At 34.7% G+C, this 12,434-nt stretch carries 10 protein-coding genes; 8 read left to right on the top strand and 2 right to left on the bottom strand.

Annotation, left to right across the window (positions count from 1 at the left end):
- Positions 1 to 2: 2 nt before the first annotated feature.
- A complete protein-coding gene (serC, locus tag GOQ17_RS11405; protein WP_159637535.1) occupies positions 3 to 1,070 on the bottom strand; it encodes a 3-phosphoserine/phosphohydroxythreonine transaminase in 1,068 nt (355 codons plus the stop codon).
- 337 nt (positions 1,071 to 1,407) lie between these two features.
- On the opposite strand from serC, the gene gyrA reads away from it, so the two are divergent.
- Genes gyrA through GOQ17_RS11390 form a run of 3 tightly spaced genes read left to right on the top strand, consistent with a single transcriptional unit; the run spans position 1,408 to position 6,242 of the window.
- Entirely contained in the window at positions 1,408 to 3,957 is a 2,550-nt protein-coding gene (gene gyrA, locus GOQ17_RS11400) for a DNA gyrase subunit A (protein WP_159637534.1), read from the top strand.
- A 6-nt stretch (positions 3,958 to 3,963) separates the two neighbouring features.
- Complete coding sequence (locus GOQ17_RS11395; RefSeq protein ID WP_159637533.1) at positions 3,964 to 5,061, top strand: tetratricopeptide repeat protein; 1,098 nt, start codon at positions 3,964 to 3,966, stop codon at positions 5,059 to 5,061.
- Positions 5,062 to 5,072: 11 nt separating this feature from the next.
- Positions 5,073 to 6,242 (top strand): tetratricopeptide repeat protein, encoded by a 1,170-nt coding sequence (locus GOQ17_RS11390; protein WP_159637532.1) that lies wholly within the window; start codon positions 5,073 to 5,075, stop codon positions 6,240 to 6,242.
- A 437-nt stretch (positions 6,243 to 6,679) separates the two neighbouring features.
- Here the strand turns inward: GOQ17_RS11390 and GOQ17_RS11385 are convergent, their stop codons facing one another.
- Positions 6,680 to 7,555: a 1-aminocyclopropane-1-carboxylate deaminase/D-cysteine desulfhydrase gene (locus tag GOQ17_RS11385; protein WP_159637530.1), complete on the bottom strand. Its 876-nt coding sequence runs from the start codon at positions 7,553 to 7,555 to the stop codon at positions 6,680 to 6,682.
- A 122-nt stretch (positions 7,556 to 7,677) separates the two neighbouring features.
- Between GOQ17_RS11385 and GOQ17_RS11380 the strand changes: the two genes are divergently transcribed.
- From GOQ17_RS11380 to GOQ17_RS11360, 5 genes are all read left to right on the top strand, one after another.
- The gene (locus tag GOQ17_RS11380; RefSeq protein ID WP_159637529.1) at positions 7,678 to 8,712 is read left to right on the top strand and encodes an RluA family pseudouridine synthase; all 1,035 of its coding nucleotides are present in this window, start codon (positions 7,678 to 7,680) and stop codon (positions 8,710 to 8,712) included.
- A gap of 13 nt (positions 8,713 to 8,725) precedes the next feature.
- Positions 8,726 to 9,583 (top strand): aminotransferase class IV, encoded by an 858-nt coding sequence (locus GOQ17_RS11375; protein WP_159637528.1) that lies wholly within the window; start codon positions 8,726 to 8,728, stop codon positions 9,581 to 9,583.
- Positions 9,584 to 9,730: 147 nt separating this feature from the next.
- A complete protein-coding gene (locus GOQ17_RS11370; RefSeq protein ID WP_159637527.1) occupies positions 9,731 to 10,666 on the top strand; it encodes an exonuclease domain-containing protein in 936 nt (311 codons plus the stop codon).
- A 13-nt stretch (positions 10,667 to 10,679) separates the two neighbouring features.
- Positions 10,680 to 11,639 (top strand): thioredoxin-disulfide reductase, encoded by a 960-nt coding sequence (gene trxB, locus GOQ17_RS11365; RefSeq protein ID WP_159637526.1) that lies wholly within the window; start codon positions 10,680 to 10,682, stop codon positions 11,637 to 11,639.
- Positions 11,640 to 11,979: 340 nt separating this feature from the next.
- A partial coding sequence (locus tag GOQ17_RS11360) for a DUF4372 domain-containing protein (RefSeq protein ID WP_159637525.1) occupies positions 11,980 to 12,434 on the top strand: 455 nt, incomplete at its 3' end.

The following is a 12,434-nucleotide window of genomic DNA, read 5'->3' as shown; positions in this document are numbered from 1 at the left end:
TATTATTTATGATTTTCTTCAAATTCACGCATGGCATCAACCAATGCATTAATGGATGTAATTCCAAGCGCATTGTAAATAGAGGCTCTGAAGCCACCTACAGAACGATGCCCTTTGATACCAATTAGGTTACGTTCTTTTGCCAAAGCTAAGAATTCTGCTTCTAATTCTGGTGTATCCATTACAAATGTAATATTCATTCTTGAACGATCTTCTACCTCAGCGGTACCTTTAAAGAATGGGTTTCTTTCAATCTCATCATAAAGAGTACGCGCTTTAATAATGTTTTCTTGTTCAATAACTTTGATACCTCCTTTAGCTTTTAACCATCGTAGATTCAACATCGAAACATATATTGAATATACAGGAGGAGTATTGTACATTGAACCCGCTTTAATATGTTCGTTATAATTGAAGATACTTGGAATTGTACGACCAGATTTTCCTAATAAATCATTTTTAACAATAACTAATGTAACACCTGCAGGCCCCATGTTTTTTTGTGCACCTGCATAGATTAAATCAAAATCAGCAACATTGATTTCTCTACTTAAAATATCCGAAGACATATCTACTACTGTTGGAATAGTTGTAGTAGGTTTTTCGAAAATTTCTGTACCGTAAATTGTGTTATTGGATGTATAGTGGAAATACGTTGCGTCCGCAGGAATTTCAAAATCCTTAGGAATGTACGTATAGTTGCTGTCTTTTGATGAAGCTACAATATCAATTTGACCAAAGTTTTTAGCCTCTTTAGCCGCTTTACTCGCCCACACACCAGTGTCTAAATAAGCAGCTTTGCCACCTTCAGGAAGTAGGTTCATAGGAATCATCGCAAATTGTTGACTAGCTCCACCTTGCAAAAACAGCACGGAGTAATTTTCTGGAACATTTAATAATTCGCGAACTAAACTCTCCGTCTCTTCTACAACCTCTTCAAACTCTTTAGAGCGGTGAGAGATTTCTAATATTGATAAGCCAGTATTATTGAATTCAAGGACTGCTTGTGCAGCCTCCTGAAATACCTCTTGAGGTAATATACATGGCCCTGCTCCAAAATTATGTTTCATCGTTGTTTGTGTTTGCTTTAATTTTTCTGGCAAAGATAAAAGGTTTTTTGATTTATTAGCAAAATAAAATAGCATTCTTTATAAAATATTCATCATTCAACACTTTTTTGTAAAATTTAAATATTAAAACTCTGTTTTTGATATAAGCAACATCTTTCTGTAAACTTTTAAATAACACATATTTAAGGTATTAATATTTAGCTACAATCTATACAATATTTACTAAGTTTAAATACCAAAAAATCACCTTTTTGTCGATAAAAAATTGTACCTTCGCAAGGTATCGTATTGTGATAATTCGTATCATAAAATTAGTTTACAGATTCCTATTTAAAATATGGCTGAAGAAACAGAAAATGACAATAATTTAATTCCTGCTAACGACAGGATCGTAAAGATTAATATTGAAGACCAAATGAAATCTGCTTACATCGATTATTCGATGTCGGTAATTGTATCTCGTGCTTTACCCGATGCGAGAGATGGTCTGAAACCAGTACACCGCCGTATCTTGTACGGTATGGAAGAGTTAGGTGTGACATCTGGCAAACCGTTTAAAAAATCAGCCCGTATAGTAGGGGATGTTATGGGTAAATATCACCCACATGGTGACTCTTCTGTGTATGATGCTATGGTTCGTATGGCGCAAGATTGGTCTATGCGCTATCCGATGGTAGATGGTCAAGGTAACTATGGTTCGTTGGATGGTGACCCACCAGCAGCGATGCGTTATACGGAGGCTCGTCTTCGTAAAATAGCTGAAGAAATGTTAGCTGATATTAATAAAGATACAGTTGACTTCCAACTTAACTTTGATGATTCGTTAAAAGAGCCAACAGTTTTACCAACACGTATTCCTAATTTATTAGTGAATGGTGCTTCAGGTATTGCTGTAGGTATGGCTACTAATATGGCGCCTCACAACTTAACTGAGGTGTTAAATGGTACGATAGCTTACATCGATAATAGAGATATTGAAATCTCTGAATTAATGCAACATATCAAAGCGCCAGATTTCCCGACAGGAGGTTTAATATATGGACACCATGGCGTGCGTGAAGCATTCGAAACTGGTCGCGGACGTATTGTAATGCGTGCAAAAGCAGAGATTGAAACTACAAAAGCTGGACGTGAAATAATCGTTGTTACTGAAATACCTTATTTGGTTAATAAGGCAGATATGATCAAGCGTACTGCTGAGTTAGTGAATGAGAAAAAATTGGAAGGTATTTCTGAAATTCGAGACGAATCTGCTAAAGATGTACGTATCATCTACGAAGTAAAACGTGATGCAAATGCGAATGTTGTCTTAAATAATCTATTCAAATATACGTCTCTACAAACATCTTTTTCGGTAAATAATATTGCTTTAGTGAAAGGCAGACCGATGATGATGAATTTGAAAGACATGATTGAGGTGTTCGTTGAGCATCGTCATGATGTAGTCGTTCGTCGTACGAAATACGAACTATCAGAAGCTGAAAAACGTGCACATATCTTAGAAGGATATCTGATTGCATTAGATCATTTGGATGAAGTAATCAAATTAATTCGCAATTCAGAAACGCCAGAAGAAGCTCGCGTAGGCTTAATGGAGAAATTCGGTCTTACGGATATTCAAGCACGAGCTATCTTAGACATGACTTTACGCCGTTTAACTGGACTAGAGCGTGATAAGATCAAAGATGAATACGCTGAATTGATGAAGACTATCGAATATTTGAAACAGATATTAGCGGATGAAGGTTTACGATATCAAATCATCAAAGATGAGTTAGTTGAGATCAAAGAGAAATATGGTGATGAACGTCGTTCTATGGTAGTGCATTCAGCGGAAGACATGACTATGGAAGACTTTATTGATGACGAAGAAGTAGTAATTACTATATCGCATAATAGTTATGTAAAACGTACACCATTAACAGAGTACAAGCGTCAAGGTCGTGGTGGTAAGGGTTCTATCGGTTCTAATACGCGTGATGAAGACTTTACAGAACATATCATTACTGCGACTGCGCACAATTATATGTTATTGTTTACAGAATCAGGACGTTGTTTCTGGCTAAGAGCTTTTGAAATACCTGAAGGAAGTCGTACTTCGAGAGGTAGAGCTCTGCAGAATATTATTAATATTCCTAAGGAAGAGAAAATTAAAGCTTACATTCTGGTGAAAAACTTGAAAGACCAAGAATACTTGGAAAACAATTTCATCATCATGTGTACTAAGCAAGGTACGATTAAGAAAACTTCTTTAGAGGCTTATTCTCGTCCTCGTGCTAACGGTATTAATGCAATCAATATCAATGAAGGAGATCAATTAATTGAAGCTTGTTTGACTAGTGGTACTAGTGAAATTGTAATGGCATTACGTTCTGGTCGTGCTATTCGTTTCAATGAATCAACTGTTAGACCAATGGGCCGTACAGCAACTGGTGTAAGGGGAATTACTTTAGCACATGAAAAAGATGAGGTTGTTGGCATGATTAGTGTTGATAGTTCTGAAGTATCTGTGTTGGTTGTTTCGGAAAAAGGTTACGGTAAACGTACTGATATTGATGATTACCGTATTACGAATCGTGGAGGAAAGGGTGTAAAAACTATTAGTGTAACCGAAAAAACTGGTGAACTTGTTGCGATAAAAGGCGTGACTGATAATGACGATCTAATGATTATCAACAAATCAGGAATTGTTATTCGTATAGGAGTAGATACATTAAGAGTAATGGGACGTGCCACACAAGGTGTCCGTTTGATTACCTTAAAAGAATCAGATGAAATTGCTTCAATCACGAAAGTTGCCCGAGAAGAAGATGAAGAAATAGAAGTGGTAGAGGGTTCAAAAGATTCAACTGCAGATCAAGAAAATAATACTGATACAGAAGAATAAAGCAATATGAAAGCATTAACAGCTTCAATATTATTTGTATGCTTAAGCACAACTGTTGTAGCTCAATCCAATTATAAGGAAAGTTCCAACAGTTTTGCTAGGTATTCCATACGTGGTGAATTTAAGGATTTAGAGAATGCTAAAAAATTCATTGATGCAACTTATAAGACTAAAAGAGATTCCTCCTCTACTAAGAATAATATTTTACGAGCTATGATATATAGTTCTTTAGCTTATGCTGATTCTACTCGTAAACTTAAAGGGGACAAGGATCATATAGATGTTACATTACAATCTGTTGATTTTATTCGACCTAAAGTTCGTTCGAGTTATGATAATGAGCTCAACTATGTAACTCAAAATCTTATTGCAGCTTATATTTACAGGGCTAATAAAGAAATTGAGAAAAAGGAATATGAAAAGGCGTATAACAGCTTTTTGGAAGTAGAACGCTTAGGATCACAGTCTGAAGATGTATTGCGTAATTTAGCTTTTTTATCAGCTGAAGCAGGTAAAACAGAAGAATCTATCAATTACTATAAAAAATTAGTGTTGACATCGCAAGTGGAGCCTCTCACATATATTTCTTTGGCAAAACTGTATAAAACCAATAAGGATAATCAATCTTATTTGAATACACTTCAAAAAGCGAGAGAGCTATATCCAGAAGACAAGACAATTCTTTTCTTATTGATAGACGCATTCGCAGAAAATAAAAGTTATCAAGCAATTACGCCTATAATCGCTGAAGCTATTAAATTCGAACCTGAGAATAAGGATTTATATTATTTAGCTGGTTTTGCCAATGATAATATTGGAAATATTTCTGAGGCTAAGAAATATTATGCAAAAGTTTTAGATTTGGATGAAAGTAATTACGATGCAAACTTGGCATTAGGTTTGATTTATTTAAATGAATTCTTAACAAATAACAATAACCTTGAAGCTCAATATTCAGCTCAAGATTATTTGTTAAAAGCGAACGGTATTAAACCTTACGCTGAGAATGCATTGAGAGGATTAGCATTATTTTACGAAACATCTGATGATCAAGAACAATTGGATAGAGTGAAAACTCTACTTAATCAAATTTCGAATAATTAAATACTAAACATATGAACATTAAAAAAGGTATAATTTTTACAGCTTTATTCGTTTCGGCAGGTTCATTATTTGCTCAAACGGGTAATGTGAAAAAAGCACAAACTAACTTCCAAAAGTATTACGAAGTTAAACAAGCAGGTACACCACAATTAGGCGCTACTTATATTTCTTCAGCTAAAGAAGCTATTGATGCAGCTGTAGTCCATGAAAAAACTAAAGAGTCAGCTGAAGCTTGGACAGTTTATTCTTTAATTTATGGCAATCTTGCCTCGGATAATAGTAGTGAAGAGGATTTGAACAAAGCTAAAGAAGCTATAGCTAAAGCTAGAAGCTTTGATAAAGATAAAAAACAAGAAGAGAATATAAAAAATAGTGAACATAATTTGTACGCTTTTAACTTCAACAAAGGTGTTGCTTTATGGGAAAAACAAGATTTTCCAGGTGCTTACAATGCATTCAATGAAGCATTGACTTTCATGCCAGGTGATACTACATTGACTTATTATGCTGCTGTAGCGGCTGTACAAAGTCAAGATTACGAAAAAGGTATTGAGAAATACCTTGCATTAGTAGACAGAAAAGATTATTCTGAACATAAGAAAATTGTTAAAGATATACCGAATCTTTATTTGACGATGAACGATACTACTAATGCACTTAAATATGCGGGAGAAGCAGCCAAGATGTATCCAGATGACAATGAAATTGCCAATCAAAATATTAACTATAACATAGCCTTAGGTAATACTGCAGGTATTATGAATGAGTTAAAGTCGCAGATTGAAAAAGAGCCGAGTAATAAAACTTTATATTTTTATTTAGGTATAGCTGAATCTTCATTAAACAATAATCAGGCAGCTTATGACGCATACAAAAAAGCATTAGAAATCGATCCTGCTTATGTGGATGCAAATATCAATGCTGGAGTATCTTTAGTAAATATTATTAAAGATGATTTGAGTACTATTAACGCTGACAAAGCTTTGAGTAACAATCAATACAACGAAAAGGTAAATGCTTTGAAAGAAAAAATTAAACCTGCTGAAACTTACTTCAGTAAGGTTGTTGAGGTAGAACCTAATAATGAAAGTGCATTACGTGGATTGAAAAGTGTTTATGACTTCTTACAAGTTGAAAATAAAGCAAAAGCTATTCAAGAAAAATTAGACGCATTGAACTAATTTCATTTTATTTTAAATTTCAAAACAAGGCTTAACGATATAAACGTTGAGCCTTGTTTGGTTTAATATACAAGTAAAGATAACAGTAATTAAGATTTTCAATATAAACACTTTTCATTAAGTATGCATTATTGAAGGTTCTGATTATCTTCTTAAGTATGGTTAACTTTACATCTGCAATTAAGACTTGTGAGTTCGAGTAGAGGTATCAAACAAATACAATAGTAACCTAATGGTTAATACTGTATATTTTATGTATTTTTAATCTTTGTAAATACGTGTCGTATTTTCCAGGACTAGACAGTTCTCTCTATTCTTCTAGCTATTCGAACTATATAACAATCCAAATGGAGCTAAAATTTGGTGTATATTTTAAAATCCTTAATCCATTTAGATAAATTGGTATTGTGAGTTTTAGTATAAATTTTCATAATGCTTTAACAAAATTTCTCCATTTGTCCCAATAAGCCCGTTAATCCACCAGTATGTACAAAAAGTATTTTACTTTCTGGGCTAAAGTAATCATTCTGAATTAAAGCATGTAAGGCATACATGGCTTTTCCTGTATAAGTTGGTTCAATCATTATACCAGTAACTTGGATGTAATCTTTGACAAATGAGATAAGCTCAGGTTTTACTTTTGCATATCCACCGAAGTGGTAGTCCAAATGCAATTGGATTTGAATCGTTGGTGAATTGAATTGAGCAATTTCATCCAAAATAAAACCACCGTTTTTTAAAACTGGAATGATGTGTAATTGTGTATTTAAATTACTGTCTGAAATTCCCTGTGCAATGCCAGCCGCGGTAGTTCCCGTTCCAGCGGCACAGAACATGTGATCGTATTGATTTTTTAATTCATCAACTAATTCTTTGCAACCATAAGTTGCTTCAAGACTTGCGCCACCTTCGTCAATAAAAAAGCATTCTTCTCTATTCTCCAATTGATCAAAAAGCTGAAATTTATCTTTATACTCTTCGCGTGATACAAACCGCAATTGCATCCCAAACAGTTTGCACATATTCAGCACAGGATTACTGATTTCTTCCCCACGTACAAAACCAATAGTTTTGAATTGAAAAGTAGCTCCAGCACACGCGGTAGCCAAAAGATGATTAGACCAAGCTCCTCCAAATGTAACTAGTGTACTCTTGTTTTCTTGCTGTGCTTTTTGTAGATTGTATTTAAGTTTTCGCCATTTATTCCCAGAGATAAAAGGATGAATCATATCATCTCTTTTAAGATATACGTGCACTTCTTTGCTTTCGTAAAGTGGATGATTTATCTTTTGTTCTGGGCTATAGATTTGCATGTAATATTAATTGTAATCTTGAGGTTAAGTTTCTAAAAAATAATCATTGAATAATCAGTGATTTTAATACGAGAACACTCCAAAGTTAATAGATTTCGGCTTAATTCCTGTACTTTTGTACTATGTCTGAAGATTTGGAATTAATCGAACAAGAGGAACAGGAATTATTTGAACACGTACGAATTGTAGCTGAAAAAGGTGTCACTTTGATACGTGTAGACAAATTCTTGATGAATAGAGTAGAGAATACCTCGCGTAATCGTATTCAAAATGCTATCGATGCAGGGTCCGTACGTGTGAACGATAAACCTATCAAAGCAAGTTACAAAGTAAAGCCGTTTGATGTTATTACAATGGTTTTACCAGATCCTCCGCGCGATAATGAAGTATACCCAGAGAATATACCGCTCGATATTATTTACGAAGATGATGATGTGTTGCTGGTTAATAAAGAGGCGGGAATGGTTGTTCACCCAGGATTTAATAATTATACTGGAACATTAGTAAACGCTTTAACATATCACTTAAATCAATTGCCTACATTACCAGGCAATACAGGACGTCCTGGCTTGGTACATCGTATTGATAAAGATACTTCGGGCTTATTGATTATAGCGAAGAATGAATGGGCGATGACTTTTTTAGCAAAGCAATTCTTTGAGCATACAATCAATCGTCGCTATATTGCATTAGCTTGGGGAGATATTGCTGAAGATGGCACGGTGAGTGGTTATATTGGGCGTGATTTGAAAGATAGACGAATAATGTCTATGCATGAAGATCCAGAAAAAGGCAAATGGTCGGTAACGCATTATCGTGTTTTAGAACGTTTGGGTTTTGTGACGTTGATCGAATGTCAATTGGAGACTGGAAGAACGCATCAGATTCGTGCGCATATGAAATCTATTGGGCATCCGTTATTTTCGGATAGTACATATGGTGGTGATAAAATTTTGAAAGGAACAGCATTTACTAAATATAAGCAGTTTGTAGAGAATTGTTTTGATATATTACCTCGACAAGCACTTCATGCTAGATTATTGGGTTTTGAACATCCTGTAAGTAAGCAAAGAATGGATTTTGAAGTTCCGATGCCACAAGATATGCAACAGGTTTTAGAAAAGTGGAGAGCGTATGCAGCGCAAATTAATAGTTAATTGAAAAGAGTTTATGCCGATACATTATATAAATTTTAATGGAGAAATAGTTGCAGAAGATGCAAAAATATTGACTGTTGAAAATAGAGGTTTGCGATATGGAGATGGTATTTTTGAAACTATGCTCTACCAAGGTGGGGAGATAAGGTTTTTGCATTTACATATCGAGCGATTGCAACGCAGTATGCAGAAGATTCAATTGGAACAATCTGCTATGTTTGACGAATACTTCATCAAAAAAAATACTGATGAATTGATTCGAAAAAATAATATGGTTGGCCAACGTGTACGCGTGAGATTGATTGTATATCGAGATGGTGGAGGAATCTATTCACCTGCGACAAATAAGCCAGCTTATATTTTGCAAGTGCAAAAAGTAGATATTCAAGTTCGAGATAAAAAGGTTGGTCTTATTGTAGATTTGTATTCGGAAATCAAAAAGCCTTATAGCGATTTGTCAGAACTAAAATCAAATAATTCATTGATTTATGTTTTGGCAGGGAATTTTAAAAAAAAATTTGATTACGATGATGTCTTTATCTTGAATCAAGAAGGATTCTTGTGTGAAGCGTTGACCTCTAATATTTTTGTGTATTACGATAAAGTATTATACACACCAGCTTTAAATCAAGGTTGTATTGATGGTGTCATGCGACGTGTTGTGATGGATATGGCAGAAGATGAAGGTATACCTGTTGTCGAAGCACAAATTAGTCCAGAAATTATGAAAAAAGCAGATGAGCTATTTTGTACAAATGCCGTTCAGGGAATTCAATGGGTAATGGGGTATAAACAGAAGCGTTACTTCAATAAAATATCGCGCATCCTGCAAGAAAAATTACGTACTTGGAATTATAATAATGAAGATTAGGCTTTGATTTTTGGTTAAAGTCAGTCTTTTGTTGAAAATATTTTAAATGTAGAGTTGTGACAAAATTTAGATGATGCGACGCTAGCAATTGTTTATTTTTGTCCTTAATGATTTTACCCTCATGGTTAAAAATATAAATATAGATTCATGGAACTAAAATTAAAACGTCCATTAGCTTTTTTTGATTTAGAAACAACTGGTGTAAATATTGCATCCGATAGAATTGTTGAGATTTCAATACTAAAAGTGAATGTTGACAATTCAGAAGAAGTATATACGCGTAGAGTAAATCCTCTAATGCCAATACCAGTGGAATCGTCAATGTTTCATGGAATCTATGATGAAGACATCAAAGATGCACCTACATTTAAAGATTTAGCACAGGAAATAGCAGATTTCATAGGCAATTCTGATTTAGCAGGATACAATTCAAACAAGTTTGATGTTCCCATGCTAATGGAAGAATTTCTAAAAGCGGGTGTTGATTTTAGTTTGGATGGTCGTTCTTTTGTAGATGTTCAAAATATATTCCATCAGATGGAACAACGTACACTGAAGGCGGCATACAAATTCTATTGTGGCAAATCTTTGGACAATGCCCACCAAGCAGAGGATGATGTACGTGCAACTTACGAAGTACTAAAGGCGCAATTGTCAAAATATGAAAACGAAAGTTTTATAGACAAGCATGGTGCTGTGTCTTATCCAGTTGTGAATGATGTAGAAGCCTTGCACAAGTTTACAAATCTTACAAAGCCTGTTGATTTTGCTGGACGTTTTGTTTATGACGACCAAGATGAGGTATGTATCAATTTTGGTAAGCATAAGGGTAGAAGATTAACAGATGTGTTTGACGCAGAGCCAAGCTACTACGCTTGGATGCAAAATGGTGACTTTCCTTTGTATACAAAACGCATTTTAGAGAAACACTGGAATGCCTACAAAAATGAGAAAAATGCACAGAAGCAACCAGCTGACAAAGCAGCGAAAGCTGATGTACAGAAGCCTAAAGTAGCGGAGCCTGCTAAGCCTATCACAAATGATATGTTGGCGAGTCTGCAAAGTAAATTCGGTAAAAAATAAATTTTAACATATAATGAATAAAGAGCAAGTATCAGAACATGTTAATTGTTTGATCATTGGGTCTGGACCTGCAGGATATACTGCGGCGATTTATGCAGCTCGTGCTGATTTGAAACCTGTAGTATATACTGGAATCGTTCCTGGTGGACAGTTGACACAAACTACTGAAGTAGACAATTTCCCAGGCTATCCAAATGGCATTACAGGAACTGAAATGATGGAAGATTTGAAAAATCAAGCTGAGCGTTTCGGTACACAAGTACGTTTTGGTTATGCTACGAAAGTTGATTTTTCACAAGATGGTGGAATTCACTATGTAGAAATTGACGGTAAAACCGTGATTTCTGCGGATACTGTTATTATTTCCACGGGAGCGACTGCTAAATGGTTGGGTTTAGAGTCAGAGCAAAAATATAACGGTTTTGGTGTATCTGCTTGTGCAGTATGTGATGGATTCTTCTACAAAGGCCAAGATGTAGCGATTGTTGGGGCAGGAGATACGGCAGCAGAAGAAGCAACATATTTAGCTAAATTGTGTAATAAAGTATATATGTTGGTTCGACGCGACGAATTCAGAGCTTCTAAAGCAATGTATCACCGCGTTATGAATACTAAGAATATAGAAGTGTTATACAATACAGAGACGGAAGAAATTCTAGGAGATGGTCAGGTAGTAACAGGTGTACGTGTGAAAAATAATAAAACAAATGAAACTCAAGACTTAGATGTAACAGGTTTCTTCGTAGCTATTGGTCACAAACCTAACACTGAGTTATTCCAAGGTATTTTGGATATGGACGAAACAGGCTATTTAATTACACAGCCAAATGTTACTGCGACAAATATCCCTGGTGTATTTGCTTGTGGTGATGTGCAAGATAATGTATATCGTCAAGCTATTACAGCAGCAGGAACAGGTTGTATGGCAGCATTAGAAGCTGAAAGATACTTAGCAGCAAAAGGAGATCACTAGTTTTTAATTATATTTTATCCTTTATAAACTCAATAATCATTAACGCTCACTTTCTGACTTTTGGAAAGTGAGCGTTTTATTATCAAATAAATTTTATCATATTACAAGATTTCACCACTATTAAATTCCTTCAATTTTGTCTCAATAATTTTAAAATAAAATTTTGTTAAAATATTGTGGTTAAGGGTGTTTATAAATTTTTCCTTTACATAAAGTTCCGTAGTATTTCTTTTTTTATTTCAAAATATATTCAGAAGCGTCCTAAATAAGGAAAAAAAATGACGGTGGATTTATATAGCAGAGATTGCTATATTTATTTCGCTAAAAACCACCAACCGCCATGGTAAATATAAATGTATTTTCTCAAATATTAGGACTAGTAAATCGCAATATTTTCAACAAATTGGTTCAACAATATCAGTTCGATAAACATCACAAGGGAATTAATAGCTGGACACATTTTGTGAGTATGCTTTTCTGCCATCTTTCATCGGCTGATTCCGTTCGTGATATCTCTAATGGTCTTCGTAGTACTACAGGAAACATGAGTCATATGGGTATCTCTAGAACGCCTAGCAAATCCAATCTTTCCTACATTAACAAACATCGTGATCATCGTCTATTCCGAGACCTTTACTACAAACTTTTAGATCATCTGTGGCATAAATATTCTCCTAGACGAGCTGAGCTTAATAGGCTTAAACGTAAAGTATATCTCATGGATGCTACTATTATTCCCTTATGCTTAAGTGTATTTGACTGGGCTAAATTCCGCAGTGCAAAGGGAGCTGTTAA

Origin of the sequence: Sphingobacterium composti (genome assembly GCF_009829075.1) — a bacterium.
GTDB lineage: Bacteria > Bacteroidota > Bacteroidia > Sphingobacteriales > Sphingobacteriaceae > Sphingobacterium > Sphingobacterium composti.
Note: the sequence above shows the minus strand (reverse complement) of the source record. Positions and strands in the feature narration are given on the sequence as shown.